General features: G+C 73.2%; 19 protein-coding genes. 7 read left to right on the top strand and 12 right to left on the bottom strand.

Features of this window, described 5'->3' with window-relative positions:
• Positions 1-338 precede the first annotated feature (338 nt).
• Positions 339-1,418, bottom strand: a complete 1,080-nt coding sequence (locus AC07AZ_RS08405) for an NADH:flavin oxidoreductase/NADH oxidase (RefSeq protein WP_478845130.1) — start codon at positions 1,416-1,418, stop codon at positions 339-341.
• Between the two features lie 154 nt (positions 1,419-1,572).
• Here AC07AZ_RS08405 and AC07AZ_RS08400 point away from each other — a divergent pair, with 154 nt between their 5' ends.
• Positions 1,573-1,929, top strand: a complete 357-nt coding sequence (locus tag AC07AZ_RS08400) for an ArsR/SmtB family transcription factor (protein WP_478845128.1) — start codon at positions 1,573-1,575, stop codon at positions 1,927-1,929.
• On the opposite strand, the gene AC07AZ_RS08395 is transcribed toward AC07AZ_RS08400, so the two are convergent.
• Together AC07AZ_RS08395 and AC07AZ_RS08390 are read right to left on the bottom strand one after the other, a co-directional pair.
• Positions 1,852-3,264 (bottom strand): nucleobase:cation symporter-2 family protein, encoded by a 1,413-nt coding sequence (locus tag AC07AZ_RS08395; protein ID WP_478845126.1) that lies wholly within the window; start codon positions 3,262-3,264, stop codon positions 1,852-1,854. The two genes, AC07AZ_RS08400 and AC07AZ_RS08395, sit on opposite strands and share 78 nt — an antisense overlap.
• Positions 3,265-3,390: 126 nt before the next feature.
• Positions 3,391-4,734 carry an FAD-dependent oxidoreductase gene (locus AC07AZ_RS08390; protein WP_478845124.1) on the bottom strand — a complete coding sequence of 448 codons (1,344 nt, stop codon included), beginning with the start codon at positions 4,732-4,734 and terminating at the stop codon, positions 3,391-3,393.
• A gap of 201 nt (positions 4,735-4,935) precedes the next feature.
• Here AC07AZ_RS08390 and AC07AZ_RS08385 point away from each other — a divergent pair, with 201 nt between their 5' ends.
• The gene (locus AC07AZ_RS08385; protein ID WP_478845122.1) at positions 4,936-5,391 is read left to right on the top strand and encodes a DUF6214 family protein; all 456 of its coding nucleotides are present in this window, start codon (positions 4,936-4,938) and stop codon (positions 5,389-5,391) included.
• Between the two features lie 56 nt (positions 5,392-5,447).
• Here AC07AZ_RS08385 and AC07AZ_RS08380 read toward each other — a convergent pair whose 3' ends face one another.
• A complete protein-coding gene (locus AC07AZ_RS08380) occupies positions 5,448-6,101 on the bottom strand; it encodes a DUF305 domain-containing protein (RefSeq protein ID WP_478845120.1) in 654 nt (217 codons plus the stop codon).
• Positions 6,102-6,295: 194 nt separating this feature from the next.
• On the opposite strand from AC07AZ_RS08380, the gene AC07AZ_RS08375 reads away from it, so the two are divergent.
• Entirely contained in the window at positions 6,296-7,798 is a 1,503-nt protein-coding gene (locus tag AC07AZ_RS08375) for an LVIVD repeat-containing protein (protein ID WP_478845118.1), read from the top strand.
• Here AC07AZ_RS08375 and AC07AZ_RS08370 read toward each other — a convergent pair.
• The 5 genes from AC07AZ_RS08370 to AC07AZ_RS08350 form a co-directional block, all read right to left on the bottom strand.
• Positions 7,786-8,460 carry a TetR/AcrR family transcriptional regulator gene (locus AC07AZ_RS08370; RefSeq protein ID WP_478845116.1) on the bottom strand — a complete coding sequence of 225 codons (675 nt, stop codon included), beginning with the start codon at positions 8,458-8,460 and terminating at the stop codon, positions 7,786-7,788. The genes AC07AZ_RS08375 and AC07AZ_RS08370 overlap by 13 nt on opposite strands.
• 254 nt (positions 8,461-8,714) lie before the next feature.
• Positions 8,715-9,422 carry an HAD family hydrolase gene (locus AC07AZ_RS08365; protein WP_478845114.1) on the bottom strand — a complete coding sequence of 236 codons (708 nt, stop codon included), beginning with the start codon at positions 9,420-9,422 and terminating at the stop codon, positions 8,715-8,717.
• A gap of 62 nt (positions 9,423-9,484) precedes the next feature.
• The gene (locus AC07AZ_RS08360) at positions 9,485-10,174 is read right to left on the bottom strand and encodes a phosphatase PAP2 family protein (protein WP_478845112.1); all 690 of its coding nucleotides are present in this window, start codon (positions 10,172-10,174) and stop codon (positions 9,485-9,487) included.
• A 372-nt stretch (positions 10,175-10,546) separates the two neighbouring features.
• Positions 10,547-11,482: a M56 family metallopeptidase gene (locus tag AC07AZ_RS08355; protein WP_478845110.1), complete on the bottom strand. Its 936-nt coding sequence runs from the start codon at positions 11,480-11,482 to the stop codon at positions 10,547-10,549.
• Between the two features lie 594 nt (positions 11,483-12,076).
• Entirely contained in the window at positions 12,077-12,625 is a 549-nt protein-coding gene (locus tag AC07AZ_RS08350) for a DUF5134 domain-containing protein (RefSeq protein WP_478845108.1), read from the bottom strand.
• Between the two features lie 171 nt (positions 12,626-12,796).
• Here AC07AZ_RS08350 and AC07AZ_RS08345 point away from each other — a divergent pair, with 171 nt between their 5' ends.
• From AC07AZ_RS08345 to AC07AZ_RS08335, 3 genes are all read left to right on the top strand, one after another.
• Positions 12,797-14,476: an FUSC family protein gene (locus tag AC07AZ_RS08345; RefSeq protein ID WP_478845106.1), complete on the top strand. Its 1,680-nt coding sequence runs from the start codon at positions 12,797-12,799 to the stop codon at positions 14,474-14,476.
• A complete protein-coding gene (locus AC07AZ_RS08340) occupies positions 14,473-15,012 on the top strand; it encodes a MarR family winged helix-turn-helix transcriptional regulator (protein WP_478845104.1) in 540 nt (179 codons plus the stop codon). Before AC07AZ_RS08345 ends, AC07AZ_RS08340 begins: the two co-directional genes overlap by 4 nt.
• A 126-nt stretch (positions 15,013-15,138) precedes the next feature.
• The gene (locus tag AC07AZ_RS08335; RefSeq protein ID WP_478845102.1) at positions 15,139-17,745 is read left to right on the top strand and encodes a cellulosome protein; all 2,607 of its coding nucleotides are present in this window, start codon (positions 15,139-15,141) and stop codon (positions 17,743-17,745) included.
• 61 nt (positions 17,746-17,806) lie between these two features.
• Here AC07AZ_RS08335 and AC07AZ_RS08330 read toward each other — a convergent pair whose 3' ends face one another.
• Positions 17,807-18,571 carry a VOC family protein gene (locus tag AC07AZ_RS08330; RefSeq protein ID WP_478845100.1) on the bottom strand — a complete coding sequence of 255 codons (765 nt, stop codon included), beginning with the start codon at positions 18,569-18,571 and terminating at the stop codon, positions 17,807-17,809.
• Positions 18,572-18,896: 325 nt separating this feature from the next.
• Complete coding sequence (locus AC07AZ_RS08325; RefSeq protein WP_478845098.1) at positions 18,897-19,289, bottom strand: VOC family protein; 393 nt, start codon at positions 19,287-19,289, stop codon at positions 18,897-18,899.
• Between the two features lie 80 nt (positions 19,290-19,369).
• On the opposite strand from AC07AZ_RS08325, the gene AC07AZ_RS08320 reads away from it, so the two are divergent.
• The gene (locus AC07AZ_RS08320; RefSeq protein ID WP_478845096.1) at positions 19,370-19,909 is read left to right on the top strand and encodes a GNAT family N-acetyltransferase; all 540 of its coding nucleotides are present in this window, start codon (positions 19,370-19,372) and stop codon (positions 19,907-19,909) included.
• Between the two features lie 21 nt (positions 19,910-19,930).
• On the opposite strand, the gene AC07AZ_RS08315 is transcribed toward AC07AZ_RS08320, so the two are convergent.
• Positions 19,931-20,614: a glycerophosphodiester phosphodiesterase gene (locus AC07AZ_RS08315; RefSeq protein WP_478845094.1), complete on the bottom strand. Its 684-nt coding sequence runs from the start codon at positions 20,612-20,614 to the stop codon at positions 19,931-19,933.
• Positions 20,615-20,773 lie beyond the last annotated feature (159 nt).

Genomic DNA, 20,773 nt, shown 5'->3' with positions numbered 1-20,773 from the left:
CCGCCGCCGGCCGTGGCGACGTCAGTACGGCAGCAGGCGCCCCGAGGGCGTCCTGCGGTCGATCGTCTGGTCACGGGACGGGACGGGCCGACGGCTGACACGAATGCGGATCTGGCGGTTCATGACGCCCTCCTCATGCCTGGTGCGACCAGCCTGGTCGCCGGCTCGGGCGCGCGCATCGTGCCCGGGAGGGATCTACCCCGATCTTGCCGGAGCACTCATCAGGGTCGCCCGTACTTCTCCGGGAGTACCTGCTCGTCGGCGGGTGCATGTTTTTTCCGGGGGCCTTTCCGGCATCACACGCTCCCGCGGACCCCCTCGCGCCCCCGTCGCCGGGCTCAGACCGAGCGGTGGTACTGCTCCGGCACCCGTACCCCGGCGCCGAGTTCGCGTGCCGCCTGCCGCGCCCACGACGGGTTGCGCAGCAGCTCGCGGCCCAGCAGGACCGCGTCGGCCTCGCCGTTCGACAGGATCTTCTCGGCCTGCTCGGCGTCCGTGATGAGTCCGACGGCGGCCACCGCCATCGGTGATTCGGCCTTCACGCGGGCGGCGAAGGGCACCTGGTAGCCCGGGCCGAGCGGAATACGCGCGCCGGATGCGTTGCCGCCGGTGGAGACGTCGAGGAGGTCCACTCCGTGGCCGTGCAGTTCGTGGGCGAGGCGGACCGTGTCGTCCGCCGTCCAGCCGCCGTCCTCCAGCCAGTCGGTCGCCGAGACCCGGAAGAACAGCGGCTTCTCATCCGGCCACACCTCCCGTACGGCGTCGACGACCTCCAGGGCGAAGCGGGCGCGGTGGGCGAACGAGCCGCCGTAGCCGTCGGTGCGGTGGTTGGAGTGCGGGGAGAGGAACTCGTTGATCAGGTAGCCGTGGGCGCCGTGGATCTCGGCGATCTCGAAGCCCGCGGCCAGGGCGCGGCGGGCCGCGTCGGCGAACTGCCCGACGATGTCCTGGATCTGAGCGACGGTCAGCTCCTCCGGTACCGGGTGCCTTTCGTCGAACGCCACCGGGCTCGGTGCCACCGGCTGCCATCCGTGGGCCTCCGGTCCGACGGGCGCGCCGCCCTTCCAGGGACGGTCGGTCGAGGCCTTGCGGCCACTGTGGGCCAGCTGCACGGCGGGCACCGTGCCCTGGCCGGCGAGGAAACGCGTGATCCGGCGGAACGCCTCGACCTGGGTGTCGTTCCAGATCCCGAGGTCGTAGGGGGAGATGCGCCCCTCGGGCGACACGGCGGTGGCCTCGACGACGATCAGTCCCGTGCCGCCGGCCGCGCGCGCCGCGTAGTGCGCGAAGTGCCAGTCGGTGGGCGCGCCCGCCGCCGGGCCCTGTGGAGCGGCCGAGTACTGGCACATCGGGGGCATCCAGACCCGGTTCGGGACGGTCGTGTCACGCAGGTCGAAGGGCTGGAAGAGTGAGCTCATGGCGAGCTGCTCCGTTCGTCGCGGGTCCGGTGGACGACTCGTACGATAGACTTCGTAGTACGGTGAATGTCAAACTACGAGAGATCTCGTACCAAGCCCCGTAGGCTGGGGTTCCCCCCAGTACGGGGAGCCCCCGGACGAACTGGAGCCAGCCGTGACCACCTCCGTCCCCGCCGCAGGCAGCCGCGACCTTCCGCACCCGGCGCGGGACGAGATCCGGCTGGAGGCGGTGCTGCACGCGCTGTCCGACCCGATGCGGCTGCGGATCGTGCGCGAGCTCGCCGCCGAGGGCGGCGAGCTCTCCTGCTCGCACTTCGTCCTGCCCGTCACCAAGTCCACCACCACGCACCACTTCCGGGTGCTGCGCGAGAGCGGGGTGGTGCGGCAGACCTACCGCGGCACGGCCAAGATGAACGCACTGCGCCGCGCTGCCCTAGACGACCTCTTCCCGGGACTTCTCGGCAGCCTGCTCGCCGCCGCCGAGCGGCAGGCCGCCCGCCTCGGCGGCTGAACCCGCCGCATCGGCCGTACCGGCGGAACCCGCCCCGCCGGGCAGATGGTTGAAGAGCAGGTTCAGGGCGATCGCGGTCAGGCAGCCGGCGCTGATGCCGCTGTTCATCACCGTCTGGAACCAGTCGGGGAACTTCGCGTAGACGGTCGGCACACCGACCGGCAGCACGCCGACCGCGACCGAGACGGCGACCACCGTCAGGTTGTGGTTGCCCCTGAAGTCGACCACGGACAGGGTGCGCAGGCCGCTCGCGGCCACCGTCCCGAACATCACCAGACCCGCGCCGCCCAGCACCGGCGCCGGTACCGCCGCGACCACCGCGCCCAGCTTGGGCAGCAACCCGAGCAGCACCAGGATGCCGCCCGCGGCCGCCACCACCCACCGGCTGCGGACCCGGGTCATCCCGACGAGACCCACGTTCTGCGCGTACGCCGTGTACGGGAAGGTGTTGAAGACCCCGCCGAGGACGGTCGACAGGCCGTCGGCCCGCAGCCCGTCCGAGAGGGACCCCGGCTCGACCTTCCGCCCGGTCATCTCGCCGACCGCGATCAGGTCACCGGTCGTCTCGGTCATCGTCACCAGGGCCACCACCAGCATCGACACGATCGCCGGCACCTCGAAGACGGGCGCCCCGAAGTGGAACGGCGTACTGATCCCGACCCAGCCGGCGTCCCCGACCCCGCCGAAGTCCGTGAACCCGAACGGCACCGCGACCGCGAGCCCCACCACGATGCCGGTCAGCACGGCGACCCGGCTCAGGAACGCCGGCGCGAACCTCTGCACGCCCAGCACCACCGCGAGGACGGAGCCCGCGAGGGCCAGGTTCTTCGGCTCCCCGAAGTCCTTCGCACCCGCGCCGCCCGCCGCCCAGTTGCCCGCGACCGGCAGCAGCGAGAGGCCGATGATCAGGATCACCGTGCCCGTGACCAGCGGCGGGAAGAACCGCAGCAGCTTCCCGAAGACCGGCGCGAGCAGCATGATCGCGAGCCCCGCCACGATCACCGAGCCGTAGATCGCGGGCAGTCCGCCGCCCGTCGTGCCGATCAGGACCATGGGCGAGACGGCCGCGAACGTGCAGCCCTGCATGATCGGCAGCCGCACCCCGAAGCGCCAGAAGCCGACGCACTGGATCAGGGTGGCGACACCGCACACCAGCAGATCGGCTGTGATCAGGTACGCCAGGTCCGCGGGCGACAGTTTCATCGCGCCGCCCACGATCAGTGGAACGGCGACCGCGCCCGCGTACATCGCGAGCACGTGCTGAAGGCCGAAGGCGGCCAGGTGCCGTACGGGCGGAATCTCGTCGACGGGATGGACGGGCGCGGTCGTTGCCATGGGCACTCCAGAGCGGCGGGAAGGGGAGACTTCCGGACTGCACGTGACCGTAGGCGCCTTGAACATTTTGTTGATTTCCGGGCTGTTGCCGCTGTGTGACCTGCCCGCCCGGCACCGCCGCATCCGCTACGAGCCCGTCCGCCGGGCCGCCGTCAGCAGCGACTCCCAGTCGGGCAGCTTGACGACGCCCCGCCCGAGTGAGGCCCCGAGCCGCGCCTCCGCCCGCTCGATCGCCTGCCACCCCGGCCACTCGACGGGATCGAACCCCTCGGCCCGCAACACCGCGAGCGGATCGCCCGGAATCTCCTGGCGTAGGACGGCGTCGGCGTCCTCGAGGAGCGACAGCACCGTCTCCTTCGCACAGGGCCGGTTGGTGCCGATGACGCCCGTCGGGCCCCGCTTGATCCACCCGGCCACGTACTCGCCCGGCGCGACCACCCCCTCGCGCAGCACCCGCCCGGCCAGATGGGGGACCGTGCCGCTCGCCGCGTCGAACGGCAGCCCCTCCGGCGCCACCCCGCGATAGCCCACCGAACGCAGCACCAGCTGCGCCTCGATGTCCTCGTACCGCCCGGTGCCCGTCACCCCGCCCCCGCCGTCCGGCCGAGTCCGCTCGAAGCGCACCGCGCCCACCCGGCCGCCGTCGGGGAGGAGGGCGACCGGACGCAGGAAGAAGCGCAACCGCATGCGGCGTGGCGCGCCGGTCGCCGCGATCCGCGTCCAGTCCCGCAGCACCTCCACGTTGCGCCGCTGCGGGGCGGGCAGGGCCGAGGGGTCCAGATAGGCCGGATCCAGCGCGAGCTCCGCCGGGTCCGCGCTCACGTCCGTCAGCGGAAGGGCGCCGAGTTCGCGCAGCTCCTTGGTGGTGAAGCGGGCCTGGGAGGGGCCGCGCCGGCCCGCGATGTGGATGTCGGTCACCCGGCTGGCGGCCAGCGCGGACAGGGCGGGCTGCGGCATGTCGGTGGGGCTCAGCTCCGCCGGGCCCCGCGCCAGCATGCGGGCCACGTCGACGGCCACGTTCCCGACGCCGATGACCACCGCCGAACGGACGCCGAGCACGAAGTCGCCGGCCTCGGCGTCCGGGTGGGCGCTGTACCAGGACACGAACTCGGTGGCCGACCAGCTGCCCGGCAGGTCCTCACCGGGGATGCCGAGATGCCGGTCGGTGGCGGCGCCCACGCAGTACACCACCGCGTGGTACAGCTCCCGCAGCCGGGCGCCGGACAGCCCGCCGGGTCCGATCCGGACACCGCCGAGGAAACGCACCCGCTCGTGCTCCAGCACCGTCCGCAGGTTCCCCTGCAACGACTTGATCTTCTCGTGGTCCGGGGCCACGCCGTACCGCACCAGGCCGTACGGGCACGGCAGCCGGTCCAGTACGTCGACACGCACCTCGGGATCGAACTGGACCAGGCTCTGGGCGGTGTAGCACCCGCTCGGCCCGGAGCCGACGACGGCGACACGCAGCACGGCGGAACTCCTTACCCGGAGGATTCAGCGGAGATCGCTCACGGCTCCAGGATGGCACCGCCGCCGCTCCGCTGACAGGGTGTGGCGGCCGGTCGGGGCGCGCGTGTCCTTTCGTACGGAATGTGATCATGAGGTTACGTTGCGTGTGTGCTAGAAGCATCCTTTCTTAATCTTTCTGACCGTTGTCCGACGGACGGCGCGGTGTCCGTGTGGCCCGCGTGGGAGGTGCGGGAGGACGGCGACGCCACCTCGTGGTTCAACGTGCGGCTGGCGTTCACCGACGGCGCCCGGGTCGACGCACTCGCCGTGGTGTCCGGGGGTGGGCTGTGCCTGGAGGACGTACGGGCCCGGCCGGCGCTGTCCCTGGACGACCTCGCCGTGCTCGCCGACTGGATCGAGGCGCCGCTGTCCGAGACGTGCGGAGCGGAGCCCGGGCCCGGCGAGCGGACCGGATCCGGCCGGGCCCGGCCGCCGTGGCCGTGCGGGGTCGAGGGGCGCTGGCTCGTCGCGCAGGAGTACCGCGCCGCACAGGAGGGAGGTGTCGATCCGGTGCTCGCGGTGATGTGCGCGACCGGGCACAGCCGCCGCAGATCGCTCAGGCTGATCGCCCAGGCGCGTGACGCCGGCTTGCTGGCACCCGGCCACGCCCGGCGCTGAGCGCGGCGAGGGGTCCCGCGGCAGCCGAGGACCAACGGCCCTATGGAGCAACTCCGTTACCGCATCTCCCGCATCCGGGTGATCTCGCTCGTCTGCTGGGCGACCACGTCGTCGGCCATCTCCTCGATGCGGATGTTGTTGCCCTGCCCCTTCACCTCGGCGGCCATGGTGAGCGCGCCCTCGTGATGCGTGACCATCAGCTTCAGGAAGAGCGCGTCGAACGCCTTCCCCTTCGCCGCCCGCAACCGGCTCAGCTGGGCCTCGGTCGCCATGCCGGGCATCCTGGTGTGCGTGTGACCGCCGCCCGCCGCGTCCTCGCCGTACGTCCGCAGCCAGCCCCGCATGCCGTCGATCTCCGGGCCCTGCGCGGCGGCGATCCGCTCGGCGAGCCGCTTGAGCTTCGCCGACTCGGCACGGTCCGGGACGAGTTCGGTCATCTCCAGGGCCTGCGTGTGGTGCTCGATCATCCCGCGCGCGTACGCCAGGTCCGCCGCGTTGGGGGAGTCGTCGTCGGCGCGCTGTTCGGCGGCGTCCGCGGCGGACAGGGTCCGGTTCGCCTCACCCGGACTGCCCGGCACGAGGACCGACGGGCCGGTCGCCGCCGGCGGATCCGCGTCGGACGAGGAGTCGCAGCCGCTCACCCCGAGGGCCGCCAGAGCGACCAGCGCGGCCGTGGCCAGGGGCGCGCGCGACGCGCGGCGTGGGAGCACAACGACCTCCGGTGTCAGGGGGGGGTGGGGCACACCTCGTGGGTGCCGAGGACCGTCCTAACACGCTTCCGCCCGCGAGTGATCAAAAACCTTCATTACGTCTTCGTTGCCATCTGTTGATATGTGCATGGTGAAGACGATACTGCGGGGGTGCGTGAACCGTTCCGACGCGGAACGGACCAAGGGAGGAAACAGTGATCCTGTCAAGCGACCCCCGAACGCGGCGCAGACGGCTGGGAGCGGCCGCCGCCGCGGCCGGACTCCTGGCGGCGCTGCTGACGGCCGGCCCCGCCGCCGCGACCCCCGACCCCGGGGACGGCACGGGTGCGGCGAAGGAGACGTCCCGGAGCGCCGAGGCCGAGGTGAGAGCGGCCATCTCCGACGGCGCGATACCCGGGCAGGACGAGATCGTCCACTCGGCGAACATCGAGCACCTCGCCAACGTCCCCAAGGAGGCCCTCGCGGGCTTCAACTCGGACCTCGCCTTCCAGGGCAGGTACGCCTTCGCCGGCAACTACGACGGCTTCCGCATCTTCGACATCAGCGACCCGAAGGCCCCGAAGACGATCGCCCAGGTCCTGTGCCCCGGCTCGCAGAACGACATCTCCGTCTCCGGTGACCTGCTGTTCCTTTCCACCGACTCCTCGCGCAGCGACAGCAGTTGCAACAGCACCGCGCAACCGGTCACCGAGAAGTCGTCGTGGGAGGGCATGAAGGTCTTCGACATCAGCGACAAGACGAACCCGAGGTACGTCGCCGCCGTCGAGACCGCCTGCGGCTCGCACACCCACTCGCTGGTGCCCGAGCGCAAGAACGTCTACATCTACGTCTCCTCGTACTCACCGAACGCCGCCTACCCCGACTGCCAGCCCCCGCACGACGGCATCTCGGTCATCAAGGTGCCGCGCAAGGCCCCCGAGCAGGCGGCCGTCGTCGGCTTCCCGGTGCTCTTCCCCGGTGAGGGCCCGGACGGCGGCGGCAACCCCGGCGCACCCACCAACCCGGGCGTCTCCAAGACGACCGGCTGCCACGACATCACGGTGCTGCCCTCCAAGGACCTGGCCGCGGGCGCCTGCATGGGCGACGGCATCCTCTTCTCCGTCGAGGACCCCGAGCACCCGAAGGTCATCGACCGGGTCCAGGACAACGTCAACTTCGCGTTCTGGCACTCCGCGACCTTCAACCAGAAGGCCAACAAGGTCGTGTTCACCGACGAGTTGGGCGGTGGCGGCGCCGCCACCTGCAACGCGGCGATCGGCCCGAACCGCGGCGCCGACGGCATCTACGACATCGTCGGCAAGGGCGACAAGCGCAAGCTCGTCTTCCGCGGCTACTACAAGATCCCCCGCCACCAGGCCGACACCGAGAACTGCGTGGCCCACAACGGCTCGCTGATCCCGGTCAAGGGCAAGGACATCATGGTCCAGGCCTGGTACCAGGGCGGCGTGTCGGTCTGGGACTTCACCGACTCCACCAGCCCGAAGGAGATCGCCTACTTCGAGCGCGGCCCGCTCGCCACCGACGCGCTCTCGGTCGGCGGCGCGTGGTCGGCGTACTACTACAACGGCTACATCTACTCGAACGACATCGTGAAGGGCTTCGACGTCCTGAAGCTCAGCGACCGGCGCACCGACCCCGCCCGGCGGGTGCACGTGCGGGAGCTCAACGTCCAGACGCAGCCGGACTACTTCGACTGACCGGACGCCTGCTCACCCGTCGCGAAGAACCGTGACAGATCGGTCTCGCACGTCCCGCCGGACGCGTCGCCGTCCGGCGGGACCCCCAGCTCCGGGGCCAGCCCGTAGCGCCGGAACAGATCGGCGCGCAGCGTCGGCACGGGCATCGGGACTCCCGGGACCAGGGCGGCGAAGACCGCGCCCATGAGCGCGGCGCGCAGCATCGGGTAGTCGGTGCCGACGTTCTGCGAGCCGCAGCGGGAGACGGTGTCCCCGAGCAGCTCGGACAGCCGCTGCTGCTCCGGGCACTGCACGAACCCCTCCGCCTGGAGCAGGCCCGCCATGTGCTGGCGCATCAGCACCGGCCGGTCCAGGGCCAGACCCAGGATCGCGTCGATGGCCCGCGCCAGGCGTTCCCGCCCGTCCTCCGTGCGCGGCTCACGCTCCAGGGCCTCCTCCAGCGTGCGGTGCATCAATCGGTGCACGGCCGACTGCACGAGCTGGCGCTTGCCGGGGAAGTAGTACGACACCAGACCCCGGGCCGAGCCCGCCCGGTCCGCGATGTCGCCGAGCGTCGTCGCGTCGTAGCCGCGCTCACCGACCAGCTCGACCGCCGCCTGCAGGAGCCGCTCCCGGGAACGCCGGCGCAACTCTTCATTGACCGAGGCGCTGCGCGGGGACATGCTGTAACTCCTGCGTTGACTGGTTGCCAGCCAACTATACTCAACGCGACCGGACCGGCCCGTCCCGGGCTCTGTCCGGGCTGCTGCCTGCCCTGGGCGGCGCGGGGGATCGTCCAGGGCGGGTGAGCACATCCGGGGCCGTCGTCCCGGGCCGGTGCCGCGACGGGCAACGTCTGCCCGTGAAGGAGCCGCGCCCGGTGCGTGCTCACGGCGTACCGGGCGTCGCGACGGGGCGAACGTCGCCTGTCGCGGCGCTAGTTCCTGGCCGGGTCGGGTTCCACCAGGTCCAGGACCGGCAGCAGTGCGTCCGGCCGCCGGGACACCGGCAGATGGTCCACGAAGTGCAGACGGCAGCCGAGGGCCGCCGCACCGCCGTCCGCACGCCGGTCGTCACCCACCATCAGGGTCCGGCGCGGATCGGCGCCGAGCGCGTCGCACGCGGTCGCGAACAGCCGCGTGTCCGGCTTCTGGACGCCGTGCTCGAACGACAGGACGTAGGTGCCGACGTAGGCGTCGAGGCCGTGTTCGCGGAAGACGGGCCGCAGGTCCCAGCCGATGTTGCTGACCACGCCGACACCGATCCCGCGCTCGCGCAGAGTCCGCAGCACTTCGGCGGCGTCGGGATACGGCGCCCAGGCGGCCGGCGTCATGTGGCGGTCGTAGAGCGCGTCGTGCAGTCGGGGGTCGGGCAGCGGCACCTGTCGGGAGAGGCCCGTGTAGGCGGCCCGGTGCAGCGCGGCGCTCTCGTCGCGGACGCGCCAGATGTCGGCGACCGCCTCGGGGATCTTCTCGGCGGGGGCACCGCCCGGCAGGGCACCGGTGCTTTCCAGGGCTCGGGCGCTCTCTCTCAGCTCTGTTTCGCCGAGGCGGAGCCCGAGGTCGTCCAGGACGGCGCGCAGCCAGGACTCGGCGGACTCGATGCGGAAGAGGGTTCCGGAGAAGTCGAACAGCACGGCAGACATGCGCCGGACTGTACCGGCGCCCTTCACCGGCGAACGTCCCGCCGGGTGGGGGTTCACGCCGCTCACAGCGGCAGCCGTCGGCGGTCGGGCAGGCGGTCGTACACCGCCACGGCCAGCGCCACCACGAGCCCGCCGAGCAGCCAGCCGCCCACCACGTCCGAGGGCCAGTGGACGCCGAGCCACACCCGGGTGAGTCCGACACCCAGGACGGAGAGCAGGGCCGCGGCCAGGGCCGTACGCCACAGGGTGCGGCCGGCGCCGTGGTGGTGGAGCAGCCACAGGAGCAGCCCGCACACGACCGTGGCCGTCAGGGCGTGGCCCGAGGGGAAGGCCGTGTAGTGGGCGGAGTCGACCGGGTCCGGCCAGACGGGCCGCGGCCGGTCCACCGCGGCCTTGAGGCCCTGCTGCAACAGTGTGGCCAGCGCACATGTGGCTGCGAGCCATAGTGCCGTCCACCATGCCGAGCGCCGCCACACCAGCCACACTATGGCGACCGCACACACGATGCGGAGGGTCAGGGGGTCCCAGACCCAGTCCGTCAGAACGCGGAACACATGCGTGGTGCCGGGTTCGTCGACCGCCCAGCGGTGGGTGGTGCGCGCGATGGCGCCGTCGACGGCGATCAGGGGGTGCCAGTGCACCGCCACCAGGGTGAGCAGCAGCGCGGAGCACACGACCAGAACGCAGGCGGCACGGGCGGCGGCGCGCTGCTCGGCCTGACGGGGCGGGGAGTCGACGGAGGGCGGGTGCATGCTGCGATCCTCGCCGACCTGCGGGGCGGGAGGCCAGTTCCGGGGCGGGCGACGGGCATCGGGGTGCGCGTGTGGGCGTCGCGTGCGGGGGGTTCGGGGTGCGGGGCGGTATCCGGGGGGCGGGGTTTTCAGGGTGCGGTGCGCTGGGGTCTTCGGGGGTGCGGGTTTTCAGGTGCGCGGGGTCGTCGGGTGCGCGGCGGTCTCCCGGGGCGTGGGATGGTACGGCCCGCGCGGCGGTCCTGGGGGTGTGCGGCGGTCTTGGGGAGCGCCGGAGTGCCGGGGCTTTCCGGGTGCGCTGCGGTCCCCGCGGCCGACCCGGTCGCCGCCACCGTCGGGCGGCAGGTCCGCCGTTCCAGCGCCCTGTCCCGGCGCCTATCCCAGCGCCCTGAGCCCCGGTACGAAGGCCACCAGCACCGGCACCACCGGCACCAGCGCGGCCGCCGCCGTCAGGCGCAGTCGGCGGCCCGCCGTGAACCGGTCGGGCGGAGCGAGCAACCGGTCCACCCGCCGCGGTACATGGGCCTGCGGCGTCGGGCCGGGACCGAAGACGCCCCGGTCCTCGTTGACCTCCACCAGCGCGAGCGCCGTCGTCAGCCGGCCGAAGCGGCGGGAGGCCATGTCGTCGGCGGCGAGTTCGACCAGGCGGTGCATCTCGTCGCGGAACGCGGCGAACACCGGTACCCGCGGGAACCCGTCGGCCAGCGCGGCCGAGCAGTGCAGCAGCCAGTCGTGCCTGGCCTGGGCGTGGCCCTCCTCGTGGGCGACCAGGGCGTCCACCTGCCGCGCCTTCAGCCGGCGCAGCGCGGCCGTCGTGATCACGAGCCGGGGCACGGTGCCCGACAGCCACCAGGCGTCGGACCGCTCACCCTCCAGGACCACGAGCCGGCCCGCCGGGCCCTCGCCGGGCAACCGCGGGGCCCTGACGAGGAGTTCGGCCCGCCGCAGCCGACGCCGGCTGCGTGCCCGTATGACTTCGCGCACCAGCATCGCCGCGGTCCACACGCCTCCGCAGGCGAGTGCCACCGCCGTCGCCGCCGCCCAGGGGCCCGCCGTCGCACCGGTCGCGTAGGCCCGTACGACGGACCGCGGTGCCGGGGCGAACAGGTGGCCGTGCAGCGCCTGCCAGGAGGCCGCCGCGCTGAGCGTCATCGACAGCGCGCAGCACAGCAGGACGGCCGCCACCACGCACTGCCACACCCACAGGGCGAGCACCGGCTCACGGTCCGGCCAGTCGGCCCGGGCGAGCAGCCGTGGGGCCACGACGGCGGCGAGCGCGCCGAGCAGCAACAGTGCCGCGGGGACCATCATGAGGGCAGCCTATGAGCGGGGAGCGGCCCCGGTGCGGCCTGCCGCGGCAAAGTGACGCAGACAACGGCCGCGCGCGGCGCGGTGCTCGTCGCGGGTCGTGTCGCCTTGACGTGCGTTTGCCGGGGATGCTCCGGGAGCGTCGGACGACGGCGAGGGCGTCGACCTGCCGACCGGAGCGGTACAGCGCCAGGGCGAGCGACCGCCTCGGCGACGGAACCGAGGGCGATCCGAGCCCCGGCCCGGCGTTCCACGGCGGTCAGCCGGAGTTCCGGTGCGCGGGCCCGGACGGCGGACGCCGGTGATGTCGCCGACCGCCGGCCACGGCGATGCCCCGGCGGGCACGGCGATGCCCCGGCGGGCACGGCGATGCCCCGGCGGGCACATGGCTCGGGCGGCTGCCGGGGCGGCTGCCGGGGCGGCGGACCCCCTCACTCCGTCAGTGGCCGGGGCGCTTGCTGGGGGCGGCGGACCCTCACCCTGTCAGTGGCTCGGGCGCCTGCCGGGGCGGCGGACCCTCACCCCGTCGGCGGCCCGGCGGCAACCCGGTTCCCCCGCCGCGACGCCCCGCCGCCCGTGCCCCGCATCCCGCGCCGGTCACAGGGTCAGCAGCATGGCCACCATGGCGATGCCCATCGCGAGTCGGCAGGCACGGGCCAGTTCCGGGCGGTCGCCCCAGGCGGCGGTGCCCGCGCCGGCCGTGGCGGGTACCAGGCGGGCGCCGGAGAGCAGGACGTAGGCGGTGAAGTACAGGAGAAGTACCGCCGTGAGCGGGGGAAAGCCGGGGCCGCCGTGCCCGGCGTGTCCGCCGGGCGGTGCGGGCGCGGCGCCCATCGCCACCGCCATGTAGACCATGGCGCAGGCCCCCACCAGGTGGTGCAGGTGGTGTCCGCCGGCCCGGGCCGCCCACAGGGCGTGCACGGTGGCCGCGCCGAAGACGGCCAGGTAGCCGGGCCAGGCCCAGGAAGGCGGGGTGAACGCGGTCGCGGGTACGGCCATCGCGGCCATCCCGAAGCCCATCACCGCCTCGCCCCCGGCGGCGCGGCGTTGTTCCTCGACGGTGCTGCGCATCCGCAGCAGACAGTAGGCGCCGGTGGCCGCGCACAGTGCCACCAGCAGCCAGCCGGGCGAAGCCGGTCCGTGCACGCCCACCTCCGCGCTCGACGGTCGGTCCGACGATCGGTCAAGGGATGCCCGGGCCGCGCGGCGCGCACGCGAGCGCAGGGATGTACACGGGGAGCGTTCGAGGGGGCACAGCAGGTGACCGGAGAGGGGGCGAAATTATTCACGAGTAAAACACCTGTTAAGGTGTTGGTCATGAGCAGCGCGCCCCCCACCCCCGGTACTCCGCCCGCCCGACGTCTCCCGCTGGCCGGCGTGCTGCGCCTGGGCCGGCCCTCCGACATCTGGTTCAAGCCCGCGCTGAGCGTGGTCGTCGCGGTCGCCCCGCCGAACCTGACCCTGCTGGCGCTGGGCCGGCTCGATCTGGCGATGTACACCATCGCCGGCTCCCTGTGCGCGCTCTACGCCCACAACCGCCCCTACGCCTCCCGCGCCCGCGCGCTGGCCTGGGTCGTGCTCGGCATGCTGGGCGGCCTCGCCGTCTCCCTGGTCACGGCGTCGCTCACGGGCAGCGCCGTCGTACTGGTCACCGTCGGCGCGCTGCTCGCGGCGGCCCAGAAGGTGGTGTGCGACGCGACCCGTGTCGGTCCGCCCGGGAACGTGATCCTGACCTTCGTCACCTCCGCCTCCCTCTTCGCCCCGCAGACCGTCGGCCAGGTCCCCGGCCACCTGGGACTCGCCGCCGCGGCGGGCGTCTGGGCCTGGCTCGTCTGCATGGCGCCCGGACTGCTGCGCCCGCACGGCCCCGAACGCCGGGCCACCGCCCACGCCCTGAACGCCGCCGCCGCGTACGCCACCACGCGCGGCACCGGCGAGGGCCACGCCCGGGCCCGCGCGGGCGCCGCCGCCGCCGTACACGCGGCCTGGCAGTCGCTGCTGTCGGCCGCGCCGCGCGACACCACCCGGCGCACCCTCGAACGGCTCGTCGTCCGCGCCGAGGTCGCCCTCGCCGCGCCCGCCGACACCGACCCGCAGCGGCTGTCCGCCTGGGCCCGCCAACTGCGCGGCAACGGCCCGCTCCCGCGCCCCGGACACCCGGCGGCCGACGACGACGAACTGCTCGGCGTGGACGCCGAACTGGCCGCCGCGCCCCGCCCGTGGTGGACCAGGCTCGGGCCGCTCACGCCCCTCGCCGTGCGGACGGCCCTCGGCTGCGCCCTCGCCGGCTACGTCTCCCTCGCCCTCGGTGTGGGCCGCCCCTACTGGGCCCTGGTCACCGCCGCCTCCCTCTACCAGGCCAACCTCACCCTGACCTGGAGCCGCGGCGTCCAGCGCGTCGTCGGCAACCTCGTCGGCGTGCTGCTGTTCGCCGCCGTCGCCCCGCTCGCCCACCTCGGCGGGGCGGCCCTCGTGCTGTGCTGCCTGGCCTTCAACTTCGGCGCCGAGGCGCTGATGGGCCGCAACTACTGGCTCGGCAGTGTCTGCGTGACGCCGATGGCGCTGCTCATCTCCGAGTTCGCCGGGGCGCAGGATCCGGGGCGGCTGATCACCGAGCGGGTCGTGGACACCGTGGTCGGCGCGCTGGTCGGCTTCGTCGCCGCCGTCGCGGTCACCAACCGGCGCGCGGGCGACCGCATCGAGTGCGCCCTGACCGTCGTGGAGGGGGCCCGCGCGGAGGCCGCCGCCCTGCTGGCCGGGGCGCGTCCCGCCCCCGTGGCGCTGGAGGCCGCCCGCCGGCGCCTGGCCGCCGCTCTGGTCGAGCTGCGCGTCACCGCGGAGGCCGCGTCCGGCGAGTGGTGGCAGCGGGCCCTGCCGCAGGAGCGGGTGGTGCTCACCGAGCAGGCCGCACACCGTACGCTCGCCGCGACGGTACGGCGCCAGGGGCTGCTCCTGGACCGGCGTGAGGGCAATACGACGGAGGGTGTACGGCCATGACGGCACCGAACGGGCGGCGGGCGGGCGCGACCAGGGACGACACGGTCGCCGCGGTCGTCCGGCAGTGGCAGGCCGTCCATCCCGAACTCGACACCGGGCCCATGGAGATCATCGGCCGCGTCAACCGCTGCGCCGCCCTCCTCCAGCAGGCCGAGGACGCCCCGCTGCGCCGGGCCGGTCTCAGTCGCGCCGAGTTCGACCTGCTGGGCGCGTTGCGCCGCACCGGCCACGAACTGACCCCGGGGGACCTGGCCCGGGAGACGTTCTCCTCGGGAGCGGCGGTCACCAAACGCCTCAAGGTGCTGACCGAACGCGGTCTGGTGGAGCGCCGGGGCGACACCCGCGACCGCCGCGTCGCCCACGTCCGCCTCACGGACGCCGGGCGGGACCTGGTGGACGGCATCCTGCCCGCCCAACTCGCCTACGAGACAGCCGTACTGTCCGGCCTCGACCCGGCCGGGCAGGACGAACTCGCCGGACTGCTGGGCGGCCTGCTGGAACAGCTCGAAGGACGCCTCGGGACCCTGCGCGGCTGAACCGGGACCGGCCGGGATCCGGAAGTCCCGGCGGGTGACCGGCCATTGACGCGACCGGCACCTCCTTCCTACGTTCGAGCCGACCGGTTCGGATCTCCGGCCGGTGTACGAGATGTCGGACGAAGGATGTGTGCCGTGGCATCAGCCGAGACCCCCGCGACCACCGTCACGCCCGCCTCCGTTCCCGAGCGGCTCACCGTCGACCTCGGGGCCGGGACGGGCCCCTTCCACGGCGGCGCGAGCGGAACGCTCTACGGCCTGTACGGCGACGGTGTACCCAGTCGCGCCGTGGTCGAGGGCATGTACGTCCGCACGGTCACCACCAAGGCCCAGGACGGCGCCCAGCATCCCGGCGCCGACGCCCTGGAGATCCTGCCGTCGTTCGTCGCGGCGGGCGGCAGGGACCTGTACCTCTACCTGACCGACATCCACCGCGGCTTCCCCTACGAGTGGCCCGGCCCGACCGGCGCGGAACGGCTCGCCGGGTACCGGGAGAGCGTCCGCCGGCAAGTCGAACAGGTGTTGTCCCTGGGCGAGTTGGCATCCCATGTCGTGTACGTGCCGTTCAACGAGCCCGAGGGCAACATGTTCGGCGAGGGGGAGTGGAGCCACGACCGGGTCTCCTGGCGCACGGACCCCCGGCACTACTTCGCGGCCTGGGCGGACTTTCACCGCCTGATCAAGGGCCTCCATCCCGGCGCGCGGGTCGCGGGCCCGAACACCTGCGTCCTCTACCCGGAGGTGCGCGACTTCCTGGAGTTCGCCCGGGACCACGACGTCCTGCCCGACGTGGTCACCTGGCACGAACTGTCCTCGCCCGCCGAGGTGCGGACCAATGTCGCCTGGTACCGGTCCCTGGAAAGGGAGTTGGGTATCGGCCCGCTGCCGGTCAACCTCAACGAGTACGCGCACAACTACCACCTGTCGGTCCCCGGGCAGATGGTCCAGTGGATCGCCGCCGTCGAGGAGTCGAAGGTCGACGCCGACATGGCGTACTGGAACATCGCGGGCAACCTGAACGACTCGGCGGTCGAGGCGAACAAGGGCAACGGCCAGTGGTGGCTGTTCAACGCCTACGGGCAGCTGACGGGCGACACCGTGCGCGTCACCGCGCCGCACCCGGGCGCGCAGTACACCCTGCAGGGCGTCGCCGCGCTGGACCGGACGAAGCGGCAGGCCCGGCTGCTGTTCGGCGGCGCGGGCGGAGTAGCGGACCTCGTCTTCGAGCACATCGACCCGGAGGTCTTCGGCGAAGCCGTCCACGCACGGCTCCTGGAGATCCCCTGGACCGGCCAGGTCGGCTCCTGCGCGCAGCCGCCGGTGCTGCTCGACACGCGCGTGCCCGTCCGGGACGGCCGGGTGACCCTCCGCGCCCACGACCTGCGGGAGATGTCGGCCTACCAGCTGATCCTCGCGCCCGGTGGCGGTGGCCCGGTCACCGCCCGGGCCACCGCCGGGTGGCGGCGGACGTACGAGGCCGAGGACGCCACGTACACCGGCGGCGGTCGCCGTCTGAACGGTCCCGAGGGATCGCCGGCGAACGTCGACCGGTTCGCCACGTCCGGCGGGTACCACGTGGGCGGGCTGCGCACCGGCTCCGACGGCGTGCTCACCTTCGACGTCGAGGCCCCGCAGGACGGCACGTACGTCGTCAGTGTCCTCGCCAACTCCCACAACCTCGCCGACCTGGTCCGCGAGCAGGGCCCCACCAACGTCTTCCTGCGCGTCGACGGCGGGCAGGCGCGCGAGCTGAGGCTGCCCCTCGGCTACAAGTGGGCCGTGTGGGGCCACACCGACACCGAGGTGACGCTCACCGCCGGCCGGCACCGGATCACCCTCGCCGCCCAGGACCCCGACCTGGGGGTCACCCGGGGCGACGCGGTCGTCGACCGGCTCGACGTGACCCTGCGCGAAGCCGACCCCACCGCCTACTACGACGCCGAGTACGCCGATCTCGGCTCGGGCGCGCACCCCGCCTACGACCACCGCGGCGCCTCGGGCCCCGGCGCCGCCGTACTGCCGCCGGGCGGCACCGCCACCTTCTGGGTGCACGCCGCCGAGGACGGCGAGGCCGCAGTGACCGTCGACCTCCTCGGCCCCGGCCGGGGACGGATCGCGGTCAACGGCGAGGACCTCGGGGCTCTCGCACCCGGTCCCCGCGCCCTGTTCCTGTCCGGAGGCATCAACAAGCTGACGATCACCGGGAGTTCGGAACTCCTGGTGCTGGACCGGGTGCAAGTGGGCCCGTCCCTGGGGCAGTTGCCCAGCACGGTGTACGCCGCCGAGGAAGGCACCGTCACCGGTGCCGCGACGGTGACCGGCGCCCACCCCTACGCCACCGGCGGCAAGGCGGTCGACGGCATCGGCGCCGGGCCCGGCAACGCGCTCACCCTGACGGTGGGCGCCGAGCGCGCCGGACGGCACGCGCTGACCGTCCGCTACTCCAACGGCGAGCAGGCGCCCGCGACCCACTACAACCCCGACCCGGTCTGCCGGCACGCAGACATCTCCGTCAACGGGGCCGCGCCGGTGCGCGTCCTGTTCCCCACCACCTTCCACTTCAACAACTTCTGGAGCCTGTCCGTCCCCGTCACCCTGGTGCGGGGAGCCAACACGGTCATCTTCACCGCCGAGGAACTTCCCGACTTCGACGGCGAGACGTACAACAGGTTCGGGCAGCGCTCTGCCTATGCCCCGGTGATCGACCAGGTCACGGTGACACCACTCGCCTGACGGGTGGGCGGCGGCCTGCCGGGCGGCGGCCGGGGGCGCCGGCCGGGGGCGCCGGCCCCGGTCACTGCTCGTCGCCCGCCCGGTACACGCCGAACACCGCGCCCTGCGGATCGCGCAGCACCGCGATGCGTGGTCCGTCGGGCACGGAGGTCGGCTCCATGAGGACGGTGCCGCCGGCGCCGGCGGCCACGCTCGAGACGGCGTCCACGTCCGCGGCGGCGAAGTACGGCAGCCAGTGCGGCGGCACCTCGGGCGGGAACTTGTCGTCCATCGTGACCATGCCGCCGAAGTCGGCGCCGTCGATGCCCCACTGGGTGTAGTGCGCCGAGGAGTTGACGCTCCAGCCGAACACCGTCGTGTAGAAGGCCGTGGCCCGCTCGGGGGCACGCGTCATCAGTTCCACCCAGCCGAGCGCGCCGGGCGCGTTGAACAGGCCGGCGCCCGGGAAGGCGCGCGCCTGCCACATCTGGAAGGCGGCGCCGCCCGGATCGAGCGCCACCGTGAAACGGCCCGCGTCGAACACGTCCATCGGTCCGACCAGCACGGTGCCGCCCGCGCCGGTCACGTCGCGCGCGGCGGTGTCCGCGTCCGGCACCGCGAAGGACACGTTCCACGCCACGGGCTGCGCCTCCTGGTACAGCGGGGACAGCGCGGCCACCGCCGCGTCCCCCAGGTGCGCGACCGTGTAACCGCCCGCCTCCTGGCGCGGGTCCGTCTCGGGACGCCAGCCGAACAGCTCCGCGTAGAACCCCTTGGCCGCCGCCACGTCGCTGGTCCCCAGCTCGGTCCAGCAGGGCCCGCCGGGCACCGGTTTCTCAAGCTTCATGGCGTTCCTTCCGCAGGGACGAACCCCTTCAGCACGCCAGTGCCGCGACAGGCGACGTTCGCCCCGTCGCGACGCCGGCACGCCCTCTCGCCGCACCGGCCGAAAGCCCCGGTACGTCCAGTATGAGCGCTTCCGGCCGGGGGGACTCCCAGAGCGCGCTCCCGGACGCCGCTCACTAACGGGCAGACGTCGCCTGTCGCGCCACTTGTCCCCGGCACAGCCGTGGGCCATCCGGCGCCCGGCCCGCGCCGTCGCCGTACGCCCACACCCGCACCGCGGCCGGGAGGACCACGCCCGGGAGCCCGGCGACCCGGGTGCCGGCGGCTCAGATGCCCGGCCGGTAGCGCAGCGGGTGGTCCGCCGGGATCTCCACCAGGACGATCCGTGTGCCGTCCGGATCGGCGGTCCACATCTCGATCAGCCCCCAGGGCTCCCGTACCGGCGGCCGCACGATCTCCACACCCCGCTCGCGCAGTTCGTCCTCCGCCGCGGTGACGTCCTCGACCTGGAGCCACAGCCGCAGGGCCGGGGGCGGCGGGGTGTCGGACCGTCCGGACACCTCCAGGAAACCGCCGCCGAGGAAGTAGACGATCCCGCGCTCCGGCCCGGTCCCGAACTCGCGGTGGACGGCGAGCCCCAGCTGCCGGCCGTAGAAGTCGTGCGAACGCTCGGGGTCGGTGGGGCGCAGCAGGATCCTGCCGCTCAGTACGTGGACCATGCACCCGGAGCTTAGGGCCTCACCGGTGCGGCGTTACCCTCATCCGTGCCGAGCCGTGCCGCAGATCGGAGCCTTCCCTCATGGACACCACCACCGCCGGACTGACCTTCCGTGACGCCGTCGACGCCGACGTGGACGCCCTGGTCACGTTGATCGAGTCGGCCTACCGCGGGGACGACAGCCGGGCCGGATGGACCACCGAGGCGGACATCCTGGAAGGGCAGCGGACCGACCCGGAGGGTGTGCGGGACGTCGTCAGGTCGCCCGACAGCCGGCTGCTGACCGTCGAGCGGGACGGGCGGATCGTCGCCTGCTGCCAGCTCGAACACCGCGGCGACCACGCCTACTTCGGGATGTTCGCGGTCAGCCCGGCCCTCCAGGGCGCCGGTCTCGGCAAGGTCATCATCGCCGAGGCCGAGCGGGCGGCCCGGGAGAGCTGGGGCGCCACGGAGATGCACATGACCGTCATCTCGGTGCGCGAGGACCTGATCGCCTGGTACGAGCGGCGCGGTTACCGCCGTACGGGCCGGATGACCCCGTTCCCGTACGGCGACGAACGCTTCGGCGTCCCGCAGCGCGACGACCTGCAGTTCGAGCTCCTGGTCAAGGAACTCGCCTGACCGGCACGCCCCTCACCGACCTCACGCCGTGAAGCGGCCGGTGCGCTTGATCTCCGGGTAGTCGGTGGTCGCGCCGTCGAGCTCCAGGGCCCGGACCAGACGCAACTGCTCCTGCGTGTTCACCACCCAGCCGATGATCTTGAGGTCGGCCTTCCGCGCGTGCTCGACGACCTCCAGGGTCAGCCGGCGGATGTTCAGGCACACGGTCGCGGCGCCCGCCTCCACGGCACGGTCCACGATGTCGGGGCCGAACCGGCTGCCGATGAGCGCGGTCCGCACACCGGGCACCAGGCGGGCGATCTCGGCGATCGCCTCGTCGTGGAAGGAGGACACCTCCACCCGGGAGACCAGGTCCCGCCGGACCATGACCTCGGCCAGCGCACGGGCCGCCGCCACGTCCTTGATCTCGGCCTGGAGCGGCGAACGCACGCCGTCCAGGACCTCCTCGAAGACCGGGACGCGTTCGCCGTGCCCGGCGTCCAGGGCGCGCAGTTCGGCGAGGGTCTTCTCGGCGATCGGGCCGGTGCCGTCGGTCGTGCGGTCCACGTCCGCGTCGTGCATGACGACGAGGGCGCCGTCCTTGCTCAGGTGCAGATCGAGTTCGATGACGTCGAGGCCGGCCTGCTGGGCGGCGACGAAGGAACGGAGGGTGTTCTCGGGCTCCAGGCCCATGACTCCGCGATGACCGATGGTAAGGAAGTTCAAGGTACAACTCGCTTCCGTCGACGGCGGCTCGGTCGCACGCGCGACCGGTGGCGGACGGCCGCGCGAACAGAGCCGCAGCCTAACGGCCACGTCCCCCGATGAACCCGCGCGTACACCGGGGATCCGGCCGGCGACCGTGCCGACCTGCCCCGCACGGCG

It is taken from the genome of Streptomyces sp. NPDC043878 (assembly GCF_056435735.1).
This window is presented reverse-complemented; position numbering and strand designations above follow the sequence as displayed.

What these genes read in the sequence shown, in the direction of transcription:
- AC07AZ_RS08325 (WP_478845098.1), bottom strand. Translation starts at nt 19,289, where the DNA reads ATGGTCCACGTACTGAGCGGCAGGATCCTGCTGCGCCCCACCGACCCC.
- AC07AZ_RS08395 (WP_478845126.1), bottom strand. Translation starts at nt 3,264, where the DNA reads ATGGCAACGACCGCGCCCGTCCATCCCGTCGACGAGATTCCGCCCGTA.
- AC07AZ_RS08340 (WP_478845104.1), top strand. Translation starts at nt 14,473, where the DNA reads ATGACGGCACCGAACGGGCGGCGGGCGGGCGCGACCAGGGACGACACG.
- AC07AZ_RS08370 (WP_478845116.1), bottom strand. Translation starts at nt 8,460, where the DNA reads ATGTCCCCGCGCAGCGCCTCGGTCAATGAAGAGTTGCGCCGGCGTTCC.
- AC07AZ_RS08345 (WP_478845106.1), top strand. Translation starts at nt 12,797, where the DNA reads ATGAGCAGCGCGCCCCCCACCCCCGGTACTCCGCCCGCCCGACGTCTC.
- AC07AZ_RS08405 (WP_478845130.1), bottom strand. Translation starts at nt 1,418, where the DNA reads ATGAGCTCACTCTTCCAGCCCTTCGACCTGCGTGACACGACCGTCCCG.
- AC07AZ_RS08335 (WP_478845102.1), top strand. Translation starts at nt 15,139, where the DNA reads ATGTGTGCCGTGGCATCAGCCGAGACCCCCGCGACCACCGTCACGCCC.
- AC07AZ_RS08360 (WP_478845112.1), bottom strand. Translation starts at nt 10,174, where the DNA reads ATGCACCCGCCCTCCGTCGACTCCCCGCCCCGTCAGGCCGAGCAGCGC.
- AC07AZ_RS08320 (WP_478845096.1), top strand. Translation starts at nt 19,370, where the DNA reads ATGGACACCACCACCGCCGGACTGACCTTCCGTGACGCCGTCGACGCC.
- AC07AZ_RS08365 (WP_478845114.1), bottom strand. Translation starts at nt 9,422, where the DNA reads ATGTCTGCCGTGCTGTTCGACTTCTCCGGAACCCTCTTCCGCATCGAG.
- AC07AZ_RS08355 (WP_478845110.1), bottom strand. Translation starts at nt 11,482, where the DNA reads ATGATGGTCCCCGCGGCACTGTTGCTGCTCGGCGCGCTCGCCGCCGTC.
- AC07AZ_RS08330 (WP_478845100.1), bottom strand. Translation starts at nt 18,571, where the DNA reads ATGAAGCTTGAGAAACCGGTGCCCGGCGGGCCCTGCTGGACCGAGCTG.